The sequence below is a fragment of the Chryseobacterium vaccae genome (assembly GCF_009602705.1).
GTDB classification, from domain to species: domain Bacteria; phylum Bacteroidota; class Bacteroidia; order Flavobacteriales; family Weeksellaceae; genus Chryseobacterium; species Chryseobacterium vaccae.
This window is the reverse complement of the sequence record NZ_VSWH01000001.1, coordinates 3723523-3746364: the sequence shown is the minus strand read 5'-3', so window position 1 is coordinate 3746364 and position 22842 is coordinate 3723523. Positions and strand designations below refer to the sequence as shown.

The following is a 22842-nucleotide window of genomic DNA, read 5'->3' as shown; positions in this document are numbered from 1 at the left end:
TATGTCAATTAACGAATTCATTGAAAAATTTCAGTCTCAGCTGGAAAATACAGACGTAACGATCACCCCTGAAACAGAATACAGTAAAGAAAGCTACTGGGATTCCCTTACGGCAATGGTCATCAAAGTAATGATTGAAGACGAATACGGTGTTGATATGGAGCCTGAGCAAATCACCGCTTTAAATACTATAAACGCTTTGTATTCATTTGTTTCTGAGAAAAAACAATAAATACTGAACAATGGCCTTTATCAAACATATTTCAACATACATTCCGGGTACTGTTATTTCCAATGAAGAGATTTCAGCTAAATTTCCGGACTGGGAAAGCGATAAGATTCTTGAAAAAATAGGAATCAGAAACAGGAATATTACCGGTGATGACGAATATACTTCCGACATCGCAGTGAAAGCCCTCAACAAACTTGTTGAAGAATACAGCATTGATAAATCTGAGATTGATTATCTTATCGTCTGTACACAAAGTCCTGATTACTTCCTGCCTGCCACTGCCTGTCTCGTTCAGTCCCAGGCCGGCCTGAATACAAGCTGTGGAGCGATTGACATCAACCAGGGATGTTCCGGGTATATTTACGGATTATCTCTTGCCAACGCACTTGTTGATGCCAAAATGATGAAGAATGTGGTTTTAATAACAGCAGAAACCTATTCAAAGCACATTCATGAAGATGATAAAGGAAACATCAGCCTTTTCGGTGATGCCGCTACAGCAACCCTGATCTCGGAAAACGGAGATTTTGAAATTCTGAAATTCTCGGTAGGAACTGACGGAGAAGGCGCCAAAAACCTCATCGTTAAAAACGGTGCCGTAAGAAATAAGAAAACAGAGGATAAAGAGGATAAAGACAATTATCTTCACATGAACGGTCCGAAAATTTTCGACTTCACTTCAAAAGCCATTCCGGGCCTTGTCAAAGAAAACCTGGAAAAAAACGGATTTGAAAAGAGTGATATTGATACCTTCATCTTCCATCAGGCTAATACATTCATGCTTGATTTCCTGAGAAAAAGAATTAACATTCCTCAGGAAAATTTCGTGATCGATATGCTTGACTACGGAAATACCGTATCATCAACAATTCCCATTGCCTTTAAAAATTCAATGACTGCAAGAGATTTAAAAAACATCATGTTGGTAGGCTTTGGAGTAGGTTATTCATGGGGCGCAGTGTGTTTAAGAAAAAAATAATGAGCATAACTTCCCTGTTCAGGGGTTATCATTAAAAAAATAATACTATGGTAAAATTTCTTGATCTTCAGAAGATCAATTTACGGTATCAGGAAGAAATAGAGAACAAATTACTGGAAGTTTTCCGAAGCGGCTGGTATTTACTAGGCGGTGAACTTAAAAACTTCGAAACCAATTTAGCCAACTACATCGGGGCAAAATATGCCGTAGGGGTAGCCAACGGACTGGATGCCCTGCGTCTTATCTTCCGCGGATATATTGAAATGGGCATTATGAAAGCCGGTGACGAAGTTCTTGTTCCTGCCAATACGTATATCGCTTCTGTACTGGCTTTATCAGACAACGGGCTGGTTCCTGTTTTCGTAGAACCGGATCCAGGCACTTACAATATCGACATTTTAAAGATCGAAGAAAAGATCACTCCAAAAACAAAAGCGATTCTTATCGTTCACCTTCAGGGGAGAATTGTTTTCTCTGAAGAACTTAAAAATATAGCCCAGAAATATGATCTGAAGATCGTAGAAGATAATGCACAGGCTATCGGAGCAGAATGGAACGGCATCAAATCGGGAAATCTTGGTGATGCTTCAGGTTTCAGCTTCTATCCTGGTAAAAACTTAGGAGCTTTGGGCGATGCAGGAGCGGTAACCACCAATGACAAAGAGCTGTATGAAGCCATCCGCGCATTGGCCAACTACGGTTCAAACGAAAAATATGTAAACATTTACAAAGGTTTGAATTCAAGGCTGGATGAGCTGCAGGCTGCCGTTCTGGATGTAAAACTGAAATACATCAGTCATGAAAACGATACCCGAAGAGAAGTAGCTAAAAGATTCATTTCGGAAATCAATAATCCGAAAATCATCCTTCCTGAAAACCCTGCCGACGAAAAAGAACACGTATGGCATGTTTTCGTGATCAGAACTGAAAAAAGAGATGAACTTCAGGCCCACCTTACGGAAAAAGGAATTCATACAATCATTCACTACCCTATTCCTCCACACAAGCAGGAAGCGTATAAAGAATATAATAATCTGTCCTTCCCTATTACCGAAAAAATGCACGAAGAAGTGCTGAGCCTTCCCATTTCTTCAGTATTGGAAGAGGAAGAGATTCAGGCGATCATTAAAGCAGTAAACGAGTTTTAATACATGGAGCAGCCGTTAGTAACCGTCGTTGTTATTTCCTATAATCATTCCATGTTTATCAGGGAAAATCTGGACAGCATTAAAAATCAAACCTACGGAAACATTCAGCTGATCGTAGGTGATGATGCTTCCCCCGATCATTCGGCGGCCGTTATTGATCAGTGGCTTCAGAAAAACAGCTATTCCGCTGAAAAGAATTTCCATACCCAAAATACAGGTCTGGCAGCCATGCTCAATGAATGTATCGCACTGGCGAAGGGGAAATACATCAAGCTTTTAGCAGCCGATGACTTTCTTCACCCCAATGCCATTGAGAAATGCGTTTCCAGACTTGAAAATCTGGGTGAAGAATACGGAATGGTTTTTACCAATACTCATACGATAGACAACGACAGCTCTATCATTCAGGATATTGCGGATTATGATGCTTTAGGAAATATTGATCCTCCTATTTTCAGAAAAGAACTTATAAGAGGGAACAGGATTGCTGCCCTCACGGTATTATTAAGAACCCATGCTTTAAGGGAAACCGGAAAATATGACACCAAATTTATTGTAGATGATTATTTCCGGTGGCTGAAAATCAGTGAAAAATATCTGATTGCCTACATTCCGGAAAAGCTTGCGTATTACCGGATGCACCCGGAAAATATTTCCAAAATAAAAGCAGAAAAGATTGAAATGGAAACTATTCTTCTGCAAATGATGTTTGATAAAGAAGGTCTGGTCAAAGATCGGATCAACGGATTTACCCAGAAATATTATTTTTCAGGGGTAAAGCTTCCTTCAGAATACATCAGTGCTTATCATCAGTATCCGTTTCGTATAAAAAGGCTGGACCTCGCTCTGAAAAACTGGCTTCCCGTTCCGCTGTACAAACTGTTAAATAAAATTGTTTAAAATGAATTCCAAAGTCTCCGTCATTGTTCCCTGCTACAACCAGGCCGTCTATCTGGACGAATGCCTGCAGTCGGTTCTTGACCAGACCCATCAGAACTGGGAATGCATTATTGTGAATGACGGTTCTACAGATCATACGGAAACGGTGGCCAAAAAATGGGCGGAAAAAGACAGTCGTTTTCAGTATGTATATAAAGAAAACGGTGGCTTATCCTCTACCAGAAACACAGGTCTTGAAAAGGCTTCCGGAGACTATGTTCAGTTTCTGGATTCTGATGATACAATTCATAAGGAAAAATTTTCAAAAAGCCTTTCCACAGATAAAGAATATCCGCTGGCCGTAAGCCAGTTCACCATCTATAAAAACGGATTACATCTTTCCGGATACAACCGGGTTGAACAGGATTTTTTAACATTTGAAGGGATTGTATTCGGATGGGATCTGAAGTTCAGCATTCCAATCCACTGCGCTCTTGTTTCCAAGAAACTTCTGGAAGGGTTTTGGTTTGACACTTCACTAACAAGCTGTGAAGACTGGCTGATGTGGATCCATATCACCAAAGACAACCCCGAAGTCCTTCTGGTAGATGAGCCTTTGGCCCATTACCGTAAAGAAGACAATAACAACAGCATGTCCTCTGATCTTTATAAAATTCTCCAACAGAGAATCAGAATATTTCCCATTCTGAAAAAATTGTACGGAGATGATCTTCACGACAGGCTGGTTTATCATATTATAGAAGTACGTTCTAAGCAGTACATTCAGCAGAGAAATGAATTCAATAAAGTGACAGGCGGACGGGCGGTATCCGGATACCTGGCTTTAAAAAAATATTATTACCGCCTTTTTCAAAAAAAGAACTGATTCCTAACACACAAATGACCTCATCCGTAGCCCTTTGCACCTACAATGGTGAAACCTATATTGCCGAACAACTGGACAGCATCCTGAGCCAGACTCTTCCGGTATCCGAGATCATCGTCTGTGACGACCAATCTTCAGATGGCACGGTAAAAATCCTGAAAAATTATTCAGAAAAACACCCGAACCTCATCAAAGTCTATGAAAATTCCGAAAACTTAGGCTATGTAGGCAATTTTGAAAAAGCAATGAGCCTGTGTACGGGTGACATTGTTTTCCTCTGTGATCAGGACGACCGCTGGTATCCTCATAAAAATGAATACATTACCCGGCTCTTTAAAAATGAGAAACAAATTAATATCATCTGTCATAATATTAAACTTTTCGGAGAACCGGTAAACAGTACTGACGAAATAACCTACTGGGATCTTGATACCAACAGACCAGATCAGTTTACCGGACCTCAAGACGTCATCAAAAGAATTTTATTTCAGGGAAATATATTCCCCGGAATGAGCATGGCCATCCGGAATACCTTTCTTAAAGAACATCTCCCGTTACAGAAAATAAATCCTGTAATTATCCACGACTATGAATTGCTGCTGCTGGCTGCCGATAAAAATTCGGTACAAACAGATACCGCTATTCTGGGAGAATACCGGATTCATCCCAAACAAAGCATTGGATTTAACACATTCTCCAAACTCAAGGCTTCCGAAAAACCTCCGATAACCAGAGAAGCGCTTTTTTCTGTATTCAGGCGAAATACTTTTGTAAAGGAAACAATTTCAAACCTTCAACTGAGTCCTTCACTGAAAGACGGATACAAAGAATACTGTCTTCAGTATTACAAAGATTATATGAAAAGCCTTTCCCCTTTGAAACGATTGATAGCCGGAATAAAAATGAAATACTATTTTCATATCTTTGATTACCTTAAATAAAACTGCCTGGCATCAGTGCCGTAAAAGATATGAAGTATTGTTCCCCGCACATAACACAATTAATGAAAATATTTAACCCATGATCATCGGTAATGGTATCATAGCAAATGCTGTAAGGCCTTATGACAGAGAAGATATTGTCTTTTTTGCCTCAGGCGTTTCTAATTCTCTGGAAACAAGAGCCTCAGAATTTGAAAGAGAGCTGTCTCTCCTGAGATCAGTTCACGAAGAAAACAAAGAAAAAAAGATCGTTTATTTTTCTACATTAAGCATTCACGACCAGTCGAAACAGAATAGCCCATATGTTCAGCATAAAAAAGTGACTGAAAATTATCTTATCAAAAATTCCGGTAATTTTCTGATCCTGAGAATAGGAAACATTGTAGGAAAAGGTGGCAACCCAAATACCCTTTTTAATTTCCTGAAAAAACAGATCGCTGACGGCCATGATTTTGCCATGCATCTTAAGGCGAGAAGGCTGTTGCTTGACATTGATGACATTTCGGGATTTCTGAGCAGGCATTGTCTGGATTTACACAATGAAATTATCAACCTTGCTTTCCCTTATTATTATGATCTTAAAGAGATTGTGAATGCTATAGAAAAGCAGACCGGGCAAGAAGCCAGTTATTCGGAAACTGATGAAGGAGATTTCTATCAGGTAGATTTCAATGAAAATATCAGTACATTTTTTACAGGAATAAGCCCCCAGGATTATCTGGAAACTTTAACCCGAAAGTATATTTAAAAATATCTCTTATTCACGTTATTATAAAACCGGACTGAACCTAAAATCCATATCTGAAAATGCTAAAGATCCACATCATTATTGTTACCTACAACGCCATGAAATGGGCAGAAAGGTGCTTTACCAGCCTCAGGAATTCTTCACTTCCCGTAAAATGTTTCGTTATAGACAACGGATCTTCAGACGGTACCCAGGAATATATCAGAACTCATTTTCCTGAAGTAGATTTTACACAGTCAGAAACCAACCTTGGATTCGGAAAGGCTAATAATATCGGTATTGAAAAAGCATACAAAGAAGGTGCAGATTTCTTTTACCTGATGAATCAGGATGCATGGCTGTACCGGGATACCATGGAAGAAATGATTGAGGTTTATAATGTCCATCCAGATCAGAGCAGCATAGGCATTATAAGCCCCATCCATATCGACGGCTCAGAAAAATATCTCGATATTTTTCTGGATCAGTACATTGCCAGCAACTATGAAAAAACAAGAATGATCTCTGATCTGTATTTTCAAACCCTGAAACCCTATTATGAAATCAGATTTGTGAATGCAGCCCACTGGCTGCTTCCCAGAAAAACAATAGAAACTGTAGGAGGTTTTAATCCTTATTTTTTCCATTATGGTGAAGATAATGAGTTTGTAAACCGTATTCATTTTCATCAGAAAAAAGTATTACTGATCCCGGGCAGCAAAGCCGTACATGACGGAGTACAGAAACTGGACAAAATAGATTATACAAAATTTGAAAATGTCAGGATTGAGATCAATGCTATGAATCCTAATCTTCCTGATGCTGTGCATCTCGAAAAAAAAGCGCTCAGACAGAGTATGATCAAGAATTTTATCCTTGGCAACATGGCCCAATATAAAACCTTATCTCAGAAGTATAAAAAAATCTCTTCCGATGAAAAGCAATTGATCAGTTTCAGAAATATGGTGGCCCAAAAAGGAGCTACTTTTCTTAATCTGTCGTAAATTAGCATACACATAAATGAAAGATTAATGATGAAAAACAACATAATATGTGCGGAATAGCAGGAATCATAAGCAGTAATGCCAGGAATTATCAGGAAGAGATCCGGAGAATGACCGACTCTATGATCCACCGCGGTCCCGACTCTTCACACTATGAATTTTATGATCACGCCGCTCTGGGGCACCGCAGGCTTTCCATTATCGACCTCTCTGACAATGGAAAACAGCCCATGTTCTCCAATACAAGAAATGAATGTATTGTTCTGAACGGTGAAATTTACGGCTACCAGTATCTTAAGAGAAAATATGCTGAATATCCTTATCACGGCGGTTCAGATACGGAGGTCATTCTGGCGATGTACCAGAGAAAACAGGAAAACCTCATCCACGATCTTCCGGGTATGTTTGCATTTGCACTCTGGGACGATCAGAAGCAGCAGCTCTTCTGTGCAAGAGACCGTTTTGGAGAAAAACCGTTTTATTACGCTATAGGAAATAATAATGAATTTATTTTTGCATCAGAGATCAAAGCGATTCTGGCTTCAGGATTAATAAGTCCTAAAGTAAGCAATGATGCACTCTCCCACTATCTTCAGTACGGCTATGTAAGTACGTATCAAAGTATTTATAGCAATATATTTACCCTTCCTCCTGCTCACCAGCTGATATGGAAAGATGGGAAAATTTCAGTCTCCCGTTATTACAGCATTCCGGCAAAAGACAGGACAATCAGTCTTTCCGATGCTAAAGATGAGTTTCTTTACCTGCTTAAAAATGCAGTAAAAAAGCAGCTTATTGCAGATGTGGAAGTAGGAAGCTTTCTAAGCGGAGGGCTGGATTCTTCATCTGTAGTCGCTTTAGTTGATGAATTTCTTCCACGCCAGACAACCATTAGTTTCGGATATGATCATAAAGACAATGAACTGAAATATGCCAAAGAAATTGCCGATAAATACAATACCAATCATATAGAAGTTCATGAAAAGAAAGAAGATCTTGCAGCATCACTTTTAAAAATCTCTCCTTTTTTTGATGAACCTTTTGCCGATGCTTCATTCATTCCTCATTATGAAATCTGTAAATATGCCCGGGAAAAATTAACCGTCGTATTATCAGGAGATGTAGGTGATGAATTGTTCGGAGGCTATCATTTCTATACCGTTGAAAACAAATTAAGAAATCACTTCAGCTATAAAAATATTGTCGCACAGTTTGGTCTGAAACTGTATCAGAAGTTGAAAACAACCTCATATCTTACCCGGAAAAACATTGAATATTCATCCATCATGGATTTTCATTTGAATTCCGTAAGAAATGCCTTCAGTAAACAGGAGCGTAGCCTGCTGGGGATTACTTCTGATTATGTCCAGAACTTCAGTTTCACCCCTGATACAGATTCTCTGAATGATATTATGCGAGTGGATCTTGAAAATTATGTCCCTGCCAATATGCTGGTAAAATCAGACCGGATGGCTATGGCCAATTCACTGGAAGTACGTACTCCGTTCCTTGATCTGGATTTTGCAGAATTCTGTATTCAGCTTCCAGATCAGCTGAAGCTGGATGATACCAACGATAAAATCATTCTTCGTGAAGCAATGGGCTCCTATTGGACGGAAACCATCAGAAAACGACACAAGCAGGGCTTTGGATTAGGGGTGAAAAACTGGTTTGCAGAAGACAATCTGATGCAGCTTTCTGATGATCTGCTGAAAAATCCGAATCATAAAGTTTTCAGCTATATAGATTTTAAAGCAGTGCAGCAATTCCTGAATAAGGATGAAAAACACTGGAACATCTTACAGCTGGCACTTTGGGCAGATAATAACGCATCCATATTATAAGATAATGATTAAAGTTTCCGTTATCATACCCGTTTATAATGCAGCAGGGCTTTTAGAAAAAGCAGTAACCTCAGCCTTTCAGTTAGAAGAAGTAAAAGAAATTATCCTTATTGAAGACGGATCAACAGATGATTCTCTGAAGGTCTGTCGGAAACTGGCAGCTGAAAACTCCAGGATCAGGTTATTTCAGCATCCTGACGGAGAAAACAGAGGCGCCGCAGCCACCAGAAACCTCGGTATTGAAAAAGCATCTGAAGAATTTATTACTTTTCTGGATGCAGATGATTTTTATCTTCCCAACCGTTTTGATGCAGAAAAAGAAATTTTTAAAAGCTCCAATATTGAAGGGGTATTCGGAGCTATCGGCACAGAATATTTAACTGAGAAAGGAAAACAGGAATTTCAGTCTAAATTTCAAAACGTCTCACTGAGTACGGTAAATTATCCTGCAGAAGGAGAAGACGTCTTCCGGGGCCTTTTAAGGCTTTCACCTAAATTTTTCGGTACATCAATACCCCTGAATACACTGACTATAAAAAAGCAGTCTCTGGACCGCCACGGACTACGTTTTAATCCGGCTCTCCGCCTACATCAGGACACAGAATTTACCATCAGGCTTGCTTATCATTGCTATCTGAAAACAGGTATTATAGATCGGGCTATTGCTATGAGAGGCATTCATGACAACAACAGAATTACCAAAATCGTAAGATATACCCCAGAATACAATCAACGGCAGCTATTGTACTGGAATTCTCTCTACAATTGGTCTTTATCCAAGAAGTTACCCAATGAATATAAAAAGAGAATTTATCTAATCTATAAATCATTTGATCTTGCTTTAAAACAAGGGATAAATAAATATGCCTGCATATTTCTGGAAGCCATGAAAAACCCTGAGATATTAAAGACTAGATATCGTTTTACCTATTATCGCCGATAAAATGAAAATATCAGTAATCATTCCTGTATACAATGCCGAAAAATATGTTTCCAAGGCTGTAGAATCAGCACTGCAGTTCGATGAGGTACAGGAAGTTATTCTTGTGGAAGACCGGTCTCCGGATAACGCACTGCTCGTATGCAGGGAACTTGCCGGGAAATATGAAAGAGTAAAGCTTTACCAGCATCCTGATCAAAGAAACCATGGAGCCGGAGCCAGCAGGAATCTGGGAATGAAAAAGGCTTCTTCTGATTTTATTGCATTTCTGGATGCTGATGACTATTTCCTTCCCAATCGTTTTGACGCAGAAAAAGAAATTTTTAAAGATCCTGAAATTGAAGGCGTTTTCAATGCCATAGGAACAGAATATCTCACGGAAAAAGGGAAAGAAGAATGCTTATCCAATATTAATGATCAGTATCTTTTGACGGTTAATTACCAAGCAGAGGAGAAGGAGGTCTTCAGAGGTCTTTTAGGGCTTACCCCAAGAAAATTCGGCTCATTTTTCACATTGGATGCTCTTACTGTAAAAAGATCTTCTATTGAATCTAAGAACCTGCGTTTCAATGAAAGTCTGCGTCTGCATCAGGATTCAGATTTTATTATTAAGCTGGCTTATCATTGTCATCTGAAATCCGGAACTATTGATCAGCCCGTAGCCATCAGGGGAATGCATGATGATAACAGAATCACCAAAATTGTAAAATATTCTCCTCAGTATAACCAGAGGCAGTTTCTTTTCTGGAACTCCCTTTTTCAATGGTCTGAAGCTGTGCGGCCGGATAAAGATGCGGCCCGGCATATTGAACTCCAGAAAAAAGCGTTTGAGTTATCAGAAAAAAAAGGACTATCTAAGATTTCCGGTGTTTTTATGGCCATTCTTAAAGATCCAAGAATATTGAAAACGAAATACAGATTTACATATACCCATTGATCTATGGCTCCCAGCAGTTTTCAATGAAGATAATGGTTATAAACCTCATGTTTATTAAAGATGCATCACTATTTCTCACTCTGTAAAATGATGGATATCCATTATTTTATCTCTAAAATAAATAATCTAATTTTGAATAATTGGTAAAAAACAGTATTAAGCTACTATAGCAGTCAAGATCAAGATGACTTCATTCTAAAGCATTTCATAAAAGTTAAAATAATATTTCATTAAATAGAGAATTTTAAGAATATTTTTAATTATTTTTAAGGAAGAAAAAAAAAGAATTACCAGCATCATATGTTAAAAATACTTATTCTGGTTGCAGTTGCGGTATTATTTATATTATTTTGTAAAAACATCTCTTTTATTCATCAAAGAATCTAATACCCGCCAATAAGAAAAATAAACACAAATCATTCAAATTTCCACAAGAGTAAATGAAGATCTCAGTAATCATTCCCGTTTATAATGCAGAAAAATTTGTGGCTTATGCCGTTGAATCGGCTCTGCAGTTCGAGGAAGTATATGAAATCATTCTGGTTGAAGACCAATCTCCGGATAATGCACTGGAAATATGCCGCGAACTTGAAAAAAAATATAACAGAGTAAAGCTTTACCAACATCCTGATCAGAAAAATCATGGTGCCGGCCCCAGCAGAAACCTAGGAATGACAAAAGCAACAGGGGATTTCATTGCTTTTCTGGACGCTGATGATTACTACCTTCCCAACAGATTTGATGCAGAAAAAGAACTTTTCACAGATCCTAAAGTAGAAGGGGTTTATGGAGCTCTTGGTGTACATTACTACTCAGAAAAGGCAAAAGAACAATATTATCAGCTATTCAGAGACAGACTGACTACAGTTTATAAAAAACACAGTCCTGATGAAGTTTTTCTGGGCCAGATCCATATGCTGGGCAGTTTTGGGCTTTTCAGCATAGATACTCTTACCATTCGGCGGGACTCTTTAATGAAAAAAATGGATACGCTCTTTAAACCAGTCCTAAGGCTTCACGAAGATACTGAATTCCTCTTTAGATTATCCTACTATCTTGACCTTTATCCCGGTATTCTGGATAAGGCTGTTGCCATGAGAGGAGTACATGAAGATAACAGAATCACTAAAGTGGATACTGGCATAATAGATCCGGCCATTTCAAGAGCACTTCTTTGGAATGAGGTGAGCCGGTGGTCTCAAAGTGAAGATACCATTCCTGACCATGTAAAACTTCACATTAAAAGAATGCAGCGGAGTTTTAAAATTGCCAACGCTCCCAGAACGCACAAGTGGGGAATGGTTATAAAATACCTGTTTACAGATTTCAGGAGTATACAATCCGGATTATACAACATCAACTTCAAACATTCTCTATTTTCATAATATAAATAACCTCAGGGTTCGGGATAAGAATTTTTGATTTATAGAGCTTGGAAGCTGGGAGACGAAAGAGGGAGGTTCTGAAGGTCATCAATAATGAATTGTCATCTTTTTTAGCTAATCTGATTTTATAGAGGCTTTCAGTATCTATAGCTAAAAGTAATTTCCAGCCTCCTTCTTCCATCTTCCAACCTTTTATATTTAAACTCCTTAACCCTAATTCAGGTTAAATAGTATTCTATAGCAAAATATAAAATAAAGACCCTATATAATCTTCTCTACTTTATTATATTTGCTGTTGGAAAACTAACACAAAATGAAAATCTCGGTCATTATCCCTGTTTACAATGCGGAAAGGTTTATAACCCAAGCCGTAGAATCTGTACTTCCGCTTGATGAAGTACATGAGATTATTCTTGTTGAGGATAAATCTCCCGACAATGTGCTTCCGATATGTATACAGCTTGCCGATAAATATGAGAAAGTAAAATTATTCCAGCATCCGGATAAGGGTAACCACGGAGCCGGCCCCAGCAGAAATCTGGGTATAGAGAAGTCCACCGGAGACTTTATTGCATTTTTGGATGCCGATGATTATTATCTTTCTAACCGATTCGAAGCTGAAAAAGAACTTTTTAAAAATTCCGAAGTAGAAGGAGTTTACGGCGCTCTTGGTGTACAGTATTATTCTGAAAAAGCAAAAGAACAGTATTACAATCTGTATAAGGATAAATTAACAACTGTTTATGAAAAGCACAATCCGAAAGATGTTTTCCCGGGCCAGCTTCATATGCGTGGGAGTTTTGGTTTATTCAGTATTGATACATTGACTATCCGAAAAGAGTCGTTAATGAAAAAAATGAATCCGCTGTTCAAAACCACTTTAAGACTTCACCAGGATTCGGAATTTTTGTTCCGTCTGTCTTTTTACCTTGATCTTTATCCAGGTATTTTAGATAAAGCGGTGGCGATAAGAGGAGTTCATGAAGATAACAGGATCACAAAAGTGGAAGCGAAAGCAGTAAAACCCGCCAAAACCAAAGTATTGCTGTGGAAAGAAGTTAATGACTGGGCCTCAGCTGAGGATAATATTCCCGCTCCTGTAAAACTTCATATCAGAAGAATGCACCGGAGTTTTCAGATCGCAGATGCACCTGTTTTCAAAAAGTGGGGAATGATCTTACAATATCTTATTACAGATTATCCAAGTATTCGTTCCGGGCTGTATAATATTAATTTCAGAAAATATCTGCTTTAATTTTTACGGTCTGACCGGATAGAATCTCCAATACGGGCACTAAGATTTTTACCGGAATCCCGGTACATATGGTTTCCGTCTGTATATTGGAACTCATTATACTGACCCGCAAAATTATAATATTTCAAATGATGTTTCTGTGAAATCTCTTTCATAACATCATTAAATTCCGGGAACTTTTCATTTTCTATCTCCGTAATATTTTTAGAGGTAGGAATACGTACCAGATAAACTGTTCCTTTGTCTTTAAGGTAATTGATGATATCATTCAAAGCCTTTAACCGTTCATCCGAAAGATTATAATTCTCCATCATATCCCTGTATTCCTTTGTTTTCAACGCTGTTCGTGCGGCTACAGAATCTTTGTTCATATTAACATCTACTTCCATCCAGCCGTCCTTATGCAGGAAAGTATTGGATCTGCCAGCCTCTTCACGGTCTGTATAAATTTTAAACCAGCTTTTGGTATAATTTCTCAACAGGTATTCATAATTGGGCGACATATCATAAAAATACATATTCTTAAGTGGCGATTTTTCTTCAGGAAAATCTTCTTTTTTCTTAACAATATGATTCAGGGAAAGATTCCACGGGTTTACGGTAAGAATAAAAATTCCGTTCTTCGTAGCAGGATTAAGTTTTCTTTTTAAGGCTTTTAAATAAATCTGGCCGTATGGTGAATAGACAATATTAAGGGAAAAATTGTCAAAAGGAACAGCTAGTTTTTCTTTCAAAACCGATGGAACAATTCCTTGTGCTCCTCTGGAATCCCCCAAAATGATATTCTGTGGTTTTTCAACTGCGAAGTGCATATAATCATCATCCGTATTTCCATCTGCATAAGATCCAAGTACTGCAAATACAATAAGTACAACAGCAAAATAAGGTGCTATTTTAAATAAAAACTTCTTCATGCTAAAACTGAAAATAAATGAATTCATTATTCCCGAAGTTGGCGTAACGAAGAATAATATAAATAACTGCAAGATAAAAAATCCGCCTCACCCAAGGCATATATCTTTTGATCTCCAGCCCATGAAACTGCTCTCTGTTGATCCATTCCACAATCATCATAAAGCCGATCAATCCAAATACTTTCACAGGCAAATTATGGGGCACAGAATAAAGCTCAACACTGCATATTCTTAAAATATAATGATAAGCCTGAGAAACAGATTCTGCCCTGAAAAATATCCACGCAATACAAGTGACTGAAAACGTAATTAAGATCTGAAAAATTTCTTTTACAGATGGCAAAAGTCTTCCCTGGGCCGCTACCTCAAGATTCTGACGGTTTTTATTCATGATCAGTAAAGGCATAAAATATAGCGCATTGAGCCCTCCCCATATAATAAAAGTCCAGTTAGCTCCATGCCAGAATCCTGAGACCAGGAAAATAATAAATGTATTTCTGATCTTCATAGGCAGCCCTCCTTTACTTCCTCCTAAAGGAATATAAAGATAATCCCTGAACCAAGAAGAAAGCGAAATATGCCACCTTCTCCAGAATTCTGCAATATCTCTTGAAAAGTAGGGAAATGAAAAGTTTTTAAGTAATTCGATACCAAATAATCTTGAAACCCCTAATGCAATATCAGAGTATCCCGAAAAGTCTCCATAAATCTGGAAGGCAAATAATACAGCTCCTATGGCAAGATTCACGGGAGTTTCCGTCTGATAATTATTGAAAATCTCATTAACCAGAGGCGCACAATTATCTGCAATAACCATTTTCTTGAAAAATCCCCAAAGAATCTGGCGCATTCCGTCTACTGCCTGTTCATAATTGAAAACTCTTTTTCTTTGAATTTGGGGAAGAAGATGCGTTGCCCTTTCTATAGGCCCCGCAACAAGAAGGGGGAAATAGCTGACAAAAACAGCATAATCTGTAAAGTTCCGCTCCGCTTTTATTCTTTTTTTATAAACATCTATGACATAGGAAAGCCCATGGAAAGTATAAAAAGAAATTCCTACCGGAAGTATGATATTGATAAGCCAGACATTCACAGTGAATCCAAAGCTGCTTAAAAGATCAGCAAAGCTTTCAACAAAGAAGTTATAATATTTGAAAAAACCCAAAAACCCGAGATTGATCACAATACTTAAGGTAAGCCAGAACTTGGCTTCTCTATTATTTTTGCTGTTCTCTATTTTAATTCCGGATACATAATCCAGACCTATTGAAAACATCAATAAGAAAAGAAATCTCCAGTCCCAGCAAGCATAAAAATAAAAACTCGCGAGAAGCAGAAGTCTGTTCTGATGCTGAAATTTCTTATTGAAAACAAACCAGTAAAGACAAAATACGATGGGCAAAAAGATCAGAAATCCTATTGAATTGAATAACATATGGCGTATTTAGAAGTTATGGATGCATACTTTTTCCTCTTCTGAAACGCTAAAGCTTCTGCCTATGGGATTATTTCTAAGATTTCTATTATTTTTTGAGGGAATATGGGCTATTTCAATCACTGTAATTTTTTTTCGGTTTACACAAAAATATGTTTTTTTATAAAGATATCGTTCAGATTTCCAATCTTTTCAGATAATCTCTCAAAGGTTTTTCAATAAATTGATAAAACAACATTGAAGTTATGATAAGAACGGGAATATAAATCAGGAATATAGTATCGCTGTCCAGATAATATGTTCTCAGAATATCTCTCAGAATATACAATACCGGGATGTGGGTAATATAAACGGCATAACTTGCTTCACCCAGATATTCCAGTGGCTTTAAAGAAAACAGCTTTGTCAGAAAGCCATTGTTTCCGGATATTAGAATAATAAGAGGGATGAAAAGCAGGGCCATTAATCCGTTATGATAAAAAAGCGGAACAAAAATCATAGTAAGAAGAATGGCTGTAAAAATCAGAATTACCGGAATATCATAATTTTTCTGTTTAAAATTCCTGACAAAGAGAATACCTGCAAGGTTTCCTACAAGAAATTCGTTAATATGCATCAGAGGGAAATAATACAGAAATTCATGACTTTCGGTATGAGGGCCTTTATAGGAAGGGGAAGCTTCATAAAGATGAGAAAACACCTGACTTACAATCCAGATCACTCCGGCAGCCACCCAAATGGTTTTATTCTTTTTTGAATAAAAGTGATTATACAGCAGAGGAAAGAGCAGATAAAATAAAAACTCCACAGAAATAGACCATCCCGGGAAATTCAGAATCATTGCTTTACCTGGAATCCAGCTCTGCAATCCAAAAAGATACAGAAAGCTGTCGGGTATGTTAAATTTCGAAAACCGGGTTACCAGATAAAGCAGCAATCCAAGCACATATAACGGATAAATCCGGGCAAATCTGTTTTTGTAATAGTCAATATATTCTATCTTCTCCTTCTTATGATAAGCTATGATCATAATAAATCCGGACAGGATAAAAAAATAGCTTACCCCTACATTGGCTTTCAGAAAGATGTTTGAAATATAATCAATCTTATACAGAAACATATCTTTATTGAAATGGGAAATAACAATCGCCATAGCTGCCAGGAACCGGGTAAAAGTGATCTGACTTATCTTCATTCATGAAAACTGTTCAACAGCCTCTCCTATTTTTAGTTAGATAAAAAATACCTTCCGGAAGTTTATTTGATAAAAACACCAATATACTTTCCTTCATATTCTACCACAGTGGTTTCTATATTATTTTTCTCACAAAAATCCTGATAGGCAGAGTTATCACCAATATCATCACTGATAAATACCCCTCCTTTTCTCAAATGCTGATAAAGTTCGCCATAAGCCCACATTCTTCCGTTATAGCTTTTATCCGAATCATAATGCAGTACATCAAAAACCTGATTTTCGGAAAAGATTTTTGGAAGTGACTCCCTGTCTGCAAAACGAAACAGCTTCCAGTGGTTTTTAAGTTGCTCCGGAACCACATATCCTACATACTGATCGCCATCCTGCGCCAGATACGGCATATCTGAGCTGTACAATGTACCCTCTCTTTTTACCAGCGATAAAAGTGAAGCCAGTGATGACCATCCATAAGCAACGCCTGTTTCTACCACATTTTTAGCATTGGTAAATTCACAGGCATAATAGATCAGTTCCAGTGCTCCGGGACCGCCCATTTTCACAGGACACACACTCTCCTTATGTTCTGCAGCCGCTAATGCTTCTCGGTAATCGGTACGGAAGGGATCAATATCAATCCCGAACAGCTTTAAAACAGCTTCTTTTTGAGAAACAGCTTTCGCAGCAGCCCAGGAATTGGTTTTTTCCTTTCCCTTGAATGCATTGCTTCTGTTTACTGTATTTTTAATGATTTTCCGGCCAAGCTCCGGATAAAGGTCGGGTCTTTTCAGATACCCTATAAATGTTTTGAGAACTCTTGTTATTTCGCTCACTGTGTTGTCTTTAATACCGCAAAAATAAATATTTTTTTTTCATTTATCTAAAAACCGATTATATTTGTGATACTCAAGTGAAATGAAAAAAAATAAAACTCAGATATGTTCTACAATTTTTTCGAAAAAATATACAGAAAACAGCAGCTTTCTATCCTGAAAAAGCACCCCGGCGTATTTTTTGAAAATATCAAACTAGGTGCTGGCGGACGCTTTGTTCTGGACAAGGATTTAAAAAAAGTAAGCATCGGAAAGTCTGTAGAATTTAGAAATTACACCTGTATGCTTGTCCTGAAAAATGCCACGTTAGAAATCGGAGACCGTTTCTTTATGAACAATTTCTGCTCTATCAACTGCTTGGAACGCATTTCAATAGGTGAGAATACATTATTCGGAGAAAATGTAAAGCTATATGATCATAATCACACTTATGAAACCTCTCCCATTTTCAAAGTACATACATCAGAATTTACAAAAGCTCCCATAACCATCGGAAGCAACTGCTGGCTCGGAAGCAATGTTACCGTACTGAAAGGCGTAACCATTGGCGACAACTGTATTATTGGAGCCGGGTGCACAATCTATAAAGATGTTCCTGAGAATACAACAGTAGTAAATGAACAAGAACTAATTTTTAAGGCAAGAGAATGAAGTTTTCGATATTAATTGCTCACTATAATAATGCTATTTTTTTCAGAGACTGTTTTGAGAGTATCATTAAACAAACCTACTCCGACTGGGAAGTCATTATTGTGGATGACTGCTCTGAAGAATCAGAAAAAGAATCTCTCAGAGAATTAATTTCCGGCGATCCCCGCTTCTTTCTGTATGAAAATGAAGCCAACAAGGGGGTGGGCTATACCAAAAAGAAATGTGCGGAACTTGCAACGGGTACCATCTGCGGCTTTGTAGATCCTGACGATGCCTTAACCCCCAATGCTCTGGAGGAAAGCATAAAAGCATACACATCCACGAATATTATTGGTACTTATTCCCAGTTTTATATGTGTGATGAAAATCTCTCAGTTACGAAAACGTTCCCTTATTCTAAAAAGATCCGGAATGGACAAAAAAAGTTCCTGAACACACAGTTTGAAATTGCCCATTTTTTCACATTCAGGAAAGATACTTATCTTTCCACTGAAAAAATAGATGAAACCATCAGTTCATCTGTAGATCAGGACCTCTACCTGAAACTCTATGAAAAGGGAGATCTGTTTTTCATAACCAAAAAGCTTTACCTTTACAGAATTCACACACAGGGAGTTTCTCAGGATAAAGGAAAAAAGGAAAAACTGTATAAAAACTGGCATATCGTATTGTATAACACTCTTAAAAGAAGGCATATACAAAAGCTCTATGATAAGAACATAGAGGATATTGAAAACCTTCCTACCTTCATTTTCGGGAAACAAAATACATTCATTTCAAAAATTGTAAGAAAACTAGCATGTCTGAAAATAAAAAAATAAAAGTCCTTTTCAGGCATCGTTCCATGGAAATGGGCGGAGTAGAAAAGGTGATTCTCAGCATCATCAAGAATCTCAATCCTGAAAAATTCGACATTACGGTATGTCTGAATCTTAATCAGGGTGAGCTTAGAAATGAATTCCCCAAACATGTCAGAAAAGTATATCTTACAGACGGGAGAGAAGATTTTTCTCAAAATCCGTTAATCCACAAACTGCAGCTGATCCGCAGAAGACTTAAACTTGCCAAAGCTCAGAAAAATCATACAATAACTGATCGTCTTTTAGGACATAAAAAATTTGATGTGGAAATTGCTCCTACCTATTCGGCTTTTTCATCCGTCATCAATTCCAGTAATAAAGATTCGAAAAAAATAGGATGGTTTCACTCGGAGATCAATATTCCGGGAATGCAACCTCTGGTTCCGGATATTCTTGAAAATTTCCCACAGTTTGATCATATGATCTACTGTTCCCAGAAAATCAAAGATATCATGCATCAGTCACACCCTGACTTATCTTATCCGGCTGAAAGCGTAGTAATTAATGCCATTCCTATAGAAGAGATTAAAAATAAAGCTGAAGAAAAAATTGTAGACCTTCCTCAAGGTCCTGTTTTTGTTTCCGTAGGCCGCCTTCACGGCAGAAAAGGTTACCATAAACTCATTGATGCTCACAAGAGGCTTATTGACGAAGGGTTTCATCACAGCATTCTCATCCTTGGCAACGGTGAGGAGATGAAAAATCTGACTGAACAAATTCAGGCCAATAATGTTCAGAATACTTTTATTTTAAGCGGGAACAGAATGAATCCGTATCCTTACATTAAAAATGCGGATTACTTTATTCTTCCCTCCGAATCCGAGGCATGGCCATTGGTAATCGCCGAAGCATTAATTCTGCAAAAACCAATTATCGCTACCGATACCGGAGATGTGGGTGTGATGATCAAAGATCGTGAAACCGGATACCTCATCAACTATGATACAAATGAAATGTATGAAGCCATGAAAGTCTTTCTGACCAATCCTGAGCTCATTACAAAAATCAAGACCAACCTTGAAACCATAGAGAGCCAGTTTGACAATCAGAAAATTTTTGATGCCGTAGAAAAAATTATCGAAAATCTTGTGAAAAAATAATTATTGGGCTGAATAGCCACCATCTACTACCAGATTAGTCCCTGTAATCCACTTTGCGGCATCTGAAAGCAGGAAAATGCAGGCATTGGCCACATCTTCAGGTTTTCCTATACCCAGCGGATGTTTTTTCAGGATCTCTTCTGCAGCTTCCTCTCCGATATTTTCGAACATTTTCTCTAAAATAGGAGTATCTACCATGGCAGGACTGATACTGTTTACTCTTATTCCGTTTCTTGAAAGTTCCATTGCCAGAGAACGAGCTCCGGAAACCACTGCACCTTTGCTGGCAGAATAAGCGGCTTTCCCAATTTCTCCAACCATTCCGGCAACTGAAGAAATGAATACAAAAGCTGAAGTTTCGGTCTTATATTTTTTAAGGGAAAGAATTTTAGCAATCTCAAAACCGGAAATCACATTGACCGCAAAAATATCATGGTACAACTGAGGTGTATGCTTTTTAAGAGGCAATGTTTTCTCTATTCCTGCACAGTGGATAAATCCTGATATCTTTCCTAAAACAGCAACTTTTTCAGCAATTAATTCTTCCAGGCTTTCACCTTGGGTAATATCTGCAATAATCATCTCTGCCTTAGCCTCAGGAGAAAGCATAGATACTGTTTTTTGAAGCTCTTCTTCATTCCTTGCAATAAGGATAAGATCTGCACCTGCGTTACTACATTCTACAGAACAGCTTCTCCCGATCCCGGAAGAAGCCCCTGTAATTAGAATTATCTTATCTTTTAATGAAAACTGATTCATTAATCTTCGAAGTTTTCTTTACCAATAATATTGACAAGATCAGATACTTTTTCTATATCTTTAAACTGCTTTGTATCAATTTTCTTATTAAAATTTTCATCTACAAATGCAATCACAGAAAGCAGGCTGATAGAGTCATAGCTTTCCAGCTCTTTCAAATTGGTATCAAGCGTAAGTGTTTCATCTTCTTCTAATTCTTCCTGTAATTTTTCTAAAAAAACGGATGTCTTCATATATTTTTTTTATTTTATGGCTTATGTTATAATTAAATTTCAATAATGGTAGCTCCCCAGGAATATCCAACTCCAAAACCAGCCATCAGTACGCGGTCTCCTTCTTTCAGCGTTCCTTTATTCATCATATCTTTCAGAGCAATCGGAATGGTAGCTGACACCGTATTTCCTGTATTCTCCATGTCAATATAGAACTTTTCTGCCGGTATTTTTGTCTTTTTCCTTAAATAATTCAACATAAAAGAGTTGGCCTGATGAAAAACAAAGTGATCGATATCATCCATCGTCAGACCATTTGTTTCTAATGTTTCTTTTACCAGCCCCGGAATATTTTCAATGGTAAAGTTAAAGATCTCAGGACCGTTCATGTAAAGATTTTCAGGATCAAATTCATTTTCAGGATTCAGTTTAAAATCTGTTCTGAACGCGCCTTTTTTTACGATAAGATTTTCCGCACCGCTTCCGTCTGTACCCAGACAGAATTTGTAATCTTTGGCATCTGCATCCTTTTCAATAATGATTGATGCCGAAGCATCTCCGAAAATACTACGGTTGGCCTTATCCTTCGGGTTAATATGCTTTGTATAGGTCTCCGCAGTGATCAACAGAATACTTTCTGCAATTCCTGCGGCTATTAATCCTTTAGCAAAAGCCATTCCGTATACAAAACCGGAACATCCGAGATTGAAATCCATCGCTCCGATATTTTTTCTGAGGCCAAGTCTGTCCTGAAGAAGACATGCTGTAGTGGGAAGGAAATAATCCGGACTTTGAGTACAGAAAAGAATAAAGTCTACTTTGTTCCTGTCATAGCCCTCAAAAAGCTTTTCAGAAGACTTTACGGCAAGCTCTAATACCGTCTCATTGTCTGAGGAAATATGGCGCTGCCTGATGCCTATTTTTTCATGGATCCTTTCGGAACTCCATTCAGGGAACTCTTTTTCCAAATCCTCATTGGTAAGAACCAGCTCCGGCAAATAATATTCTATTTTGGAAACTTTTATCATATTAAATAAATTCTTTTTCTTTGCAAAAGTAAAAAACAAATTTACAATAATGATCCTCATATTCAGAATAGTATTAAAAATACATTCCGCCTACCATGCATTTCTGAACAAGGCCAGCCTTGAAGCAGCAAAATTCCGTGGTATGAAGGTGGGTAAAAGTTTCAATATGCCGGACAAAATTTATTTTGGAACCGAGCCCTACCTTATTGAAATTGGAGATCATGTGAATATCGCAGCAAACGTAAGGTTTGTAAATCATGGAGGAACCACAACCCTTCTGAGAAGACTCCCCGGCTATGAAGATGCAAGAATTTTCGGGAGGATAAAAATCGGAAACAATTGTACTATCGGCCTCAATTGTGTAATCATGCAGGATGTGCAGATGGGAAACAATTGTATTTTGGGAGCCAACTCCGTTTTATCACAATCTATGCCTGACAACACCGTATTTATAGGCAATCCGGCACAGTTTCTCTGCACGATAGAAGACTATGGTGACATTGTTCTAAAAAACAACCCCGAGTACCCACGGGAATTGGAAAAAGACAGGAAAAAACTGGATGAATATATTAAGACCAATCTTCCTTATAAATTTAAAAAGGCAAGAAGAATTAAATAGCATACAGAGGCAGGTCTCTTAAAAGACTACAGTTCCCCACCCCTCCGCTAAGTTCTTTTTTATATTTTTGCAATAGTCA

The 22842-nt window shown here is 37.8% G+C and carries 25 protein-coding genes; 17 read left to right on the top strand and 8 right to left on the bottom strand.

The window, feature by feature from the left end; genetic code table 11:
• Window position 1: 1 nt before the first annotated feature.
• From FW768_RS17065 to FW768_RS17010, 12 genes are all read left to right on the top strand, one after another.
• Window positions 2–232, top strand: coding sequence for an acyl carrier protein (locus FW768_RS17065; protein ID WP_153397481.1), 231 nt, complete (start codon window positions 2–4; stop codon window positions 230–232).
• Between the two features lie 10 nt (window positions 233–242).
• Window positions 243–1211 carry a ketoacyl-ACP synthase III gene (locus tag FW768_RS17060; protein ID WP_153397479.1) on the top strand — a complete coding sequence of 323 codons (969 nt, stop codon included), beginning with the start codon at window positions 243–245 and terminating at the stop codon, window positions 1209–1211.
• A 47-nt stretch (window positions 1212–1258) separates the two neighbouring features.
• The gene (locus FW768_RS17055) at window positions 1259–2359 is read left to right on the top strand and encodes a DegT/DnrJ/EryC1/StrS family aminotransferase (protein WP_153397477.1); all 1101 of its coding nucleotides are present in this window, start codon (window positions 1259–1261) and stop codon (window positions 2357–2359) included.
• Window positions 2360–2362: 3 nt separating this feature from the next.
• Window positions 2363–3259: a glycosyltransferase family 2 protein gene (locus FW768_RS17050; RefSeq protein ID WP_153397475.1), complete on the top strand. Its 897-nt coding sequence runs from the start codon at window positions 2363–2365 to the stop codon at window positions 3257–3259.
• A 1-nt stretch (window position 3260) separates the two neighbouring features.
• Window positions 3261–4124 (top strand): glycosyltransferase family 2 protein, encoded by an 864-nt coding sequence (locus tag FW768_RS17045; protein WP_153397473.1) that lies wholly within the window; start codon window positions 3261–3263, stop codon window positions 4122–4124.
• Window positions 4125–4138: 14 nt separating this feature from the next.
• Window positions 4139–5065 carry a glycosyltransferase gene (locus tag FW768_RS17040; protein ID WP_153397471.1) on the top strand — a complete coding sequence of 309 codons (927 nt, stop codon included), beginning with the start codon at window positions 4139–4141 and terminating at the stop codon, window positions 5063–5065.
• A 79-nt stretch (window positions 5066–5144) separates the two neighbouring features.
• Window positions 5145–5813, top strand: a complete 669-nt coding sequence (locus FW768_RS17035) for an NAD-dependent epimerase/dehydratase family protein (protein ID WP_153397469.1) — start codon at window positions 5145–5147, stop codon at window positions 5811–5813.
• A 59-nt stretch (window positions 5814–5872) separates the two neighbouring features.
• Window positions 5873–6796: a glycosyltransferase family 2 protein gene (locus FW768_RS17030; RefSeq protein ID WP_153397467.1), complete on the top strand. Its 924-nt coding sequence runs from the start codon at window positions 5873–5875 to the stop codon at window positions 6794–6796.
• 47 nt (window positions 6797–6843) lie between these two features.
• Window positions 6844–8640 carry an asparagine synthase (glutamine-hydrolyzing) gene (asnB, locus tag FW768_RS17025; RefSeq protein WP_153397465.1) on the top strand — a complete coding sequence of 599 codons (1797 nt, stop codon included), beginning with the start codon at window positions 6844–6846 and terminating at the stop codon, window positions 8638–8640.
• 4 nt (window positions 8641–8644) lie between these two features.
• Window positions 8645–9583 (top strand): glycosyltransferase family 2 protein, encoded by a 939-nt coding sequence (locus tag FW768_RS17020; RefSeq protein WP_153397463.1) that lies wholly within the window; start codon window positions 8645–8647, stop codon window positions 9581–9583.
• A 1-nt stretch (window position 9584) separates the two neighbouring features.
• Window positions 9585–10517, top strand: coding sequence for a glycosyltransferase family 2 protein (locus FW768_RS17015; RefSeq protein WP_153397461.1), 933 nt, complete (start codon window positions 9585–9587; stop codon window positions 10515–10517).
• A 440-nt stretch (window positions 10518–10957) separates the two neighbouring features.
• The gene (locus FW768_RS17010) at window positions 10958–11902 is read left to right on the top strand and encodes a glycosyltransferase family 2 protein (RefSeq protein ID WP_153397459.1); all 945 of its coding nucleotides are present in this window, start codon (window positions 10958–10960) and stop codon (window positions 11900–11902) included.
• On the opposite strand, the gene FW768_RS17005 is transcribed toward FW768_RS17010, so the two are convergent.
• Window positions 11880–12083 (bottom strand): hypothetical protein, encoded by a 204-nt coding sequence (locus FW768_RS17005; RefSeq protein WP_153397457.1) that lies wholly within the window; start codon window positions 12081–12083, stop codon window positions 11880–11882. The genes FW768_RS17010 and FW768_RS17005 overlap by 23 nt on opposite strands.
• Before the next feature lie 132 nt (window positions 12084–12215).
• Between FW768_RS17005 and FW768_RS17000 the strand changes: the two genes are divergently transcribed.
• Window positions 12216–13157, top strand: coding sequence for a glycosyltransferase family 2 protein (locus FW768_RS17000; RefSeq protein WP_153397455.1), 942 nt, complete (start codon window positions 12216–12218; stop codon window positions 13155–13157).
• Here FW768_RS17000 and FW768_RS16995 read toward each other — a convergent pair.
• The 4 genes from FW768_RS16995 to FW768_RS16980 all read right to left on the bottom strand — a co-directional run bounded on the left by FW768_RS16995 (window position 13154) and on the right by FW768_RS16980 (window position 17534).
• Window positions 13154–14071, bottom strand: a complete 918-nt coding sequence (locus tag FW768_RS16995) for a hypothetical protein (protein ID WP_231128716.1) — start codon at window positions 14069–14071, stop codon at window positions 13154–13156. The two genes, FW768_RS17000 and FW768_RS16995, sit on opposite strands and share 4 nt — an antisense overlap.
• Before the next feature lies 1 nt (window position 14072).
• On the bottom strand, window positions 14073–15506 hold the full coding sequence (locus FW768_RS16990) for an MBOAT family O-acyltransferase (RefSeq protein WP_153397451.1): 1434 nt from the start codon (window positions 15504–15506) through the stop codon (window positions 14073–14075).
• Between the two features lie 175 nt (window positions 15507–15681).
• Window positions 15682–16701, bottom strand: coding sequence for an acyltransferase family protein (locus FW768_RS16985; protein WP_153397449.1), 1020 nt, complete (start codon window positions 16699–16701; stop codon window positions 15682–15684).
• Between the two features lie 62 nt (window positions 16702–16763).
• On the bottom strand, window positions 16764–17534 hold the full coding sequence (locus FW768_RS16980) for a class I SAM-dependent methyltransferase (RefSeq protein ID WP_153397447.1): 771 nt from the start codon (window positions 17532–17534) through the stop codon (window positions 16764–16766).
• Between the two features lie 105 nt (window positions 17535–17639).
• Between FW768_RS16980 and FW768_RS16975 the strand changes: the two genes are divergently transcribed.
• From FW768_RS16975 to FW768_RS16965, 3 genes are read left to right on the top strand one after another with little or no spacing between them, the layout of a single operon-like run.
• Window positions 17640–18185, top strand: coding sequence for an acyltransferase (locus FW768_RS16975; protein WP_153397445.1), 546 nt, complete (start codon window positions 17640–17642; stop codon window positions 18183–18185).
• The gene (locus tag FW768_RS16970; RefSeq protein ID WP_153397443.1) at window positions 18182–19006 is read left to right on the top strand and encodes a glycosyltransferase family 2 protein; all 825 of its coding nucleotides are present in this window, start codon (window positions 18182–18184) and stop codon (window positions 19004–19006) included. The genes FW768_RS16975 and FW768_RS16970 overlap by 4 nt, the downstream gene beginning before the upstream one ends.
• Window positions 18985–20145: a glycosyltransferase gene (locus FW768_RS16965; protein ID WP_153397441.1), complete on the top strand. Its 1161-nt coding sequence runs from the start codon at window positions 18985–18987 to the stop codon at window positions 20143–20145. Before FW768_RS16970 ends, FW768_RS16965 begins: the two co-directional genes overlap by 22 nt.
• On the opposite strand, the gene FW768_RS16960 is transcribed toward FW768_RS16965, so the two are convergent.
• The 3 genes from FW768_RS16960 to FW768_RS16950 are packed head-to-tail and all read right to left on the bottom strand — an operon-like array spanning window position 20146 to window position 22144.
• On the bottom strand, window positions 20146–20904 hold the full coding sequence (locus FW768_RS16960; RefSeq protein ID WP_153397439.1) for an SDR family NAD(P)-dependent oxidoreductase: 759 nt from the start codon (window positions 20902–20904) through the stop codon (window positions 20146–20148).
• Complete coding sequence (locus tag FW768_RS16955; protein WP_062698016.1) at window positions 20904–21137, bottom strand: phosphopantetheine-binding protein; 234 nt, start codon at window positions 21135–21137, stop codon at window positions 20904–20906. The genes FW768_RS16960 and FW768_RS16955 overlap by 1 nt, the downstream gene beginning before the upstream one ends.
• Before the next feature lie 32 nt (window positions 21138–21169).
• A complete protein-coding gene (locus tag FW768_RS16950; RefSeq protein ID WP_153397437.1) occupies window positions 21170–22144 on the bottom strand; it encodes a ketoacyl-ACP synthase III in 975 nt (324 codons plus the stop codon).
• Window positions 22145–22193: 49 nt separating this feature from the next.
• Here FW768_RS16950 and FW768_RS16945 point away from each other — a divergent pair, with 49 nt between their 5' ends.
• A complete protein-coding gene (locus FW768_RS16945) occupies window positions 22194–22763 on the top strand; it encodes an acyltransferase (protein ID WP_153397435.1) in 570 nt (189 codons plus the stop codon).
• Window positions 22764–22842: the final 79 nt, after the last annotated feature.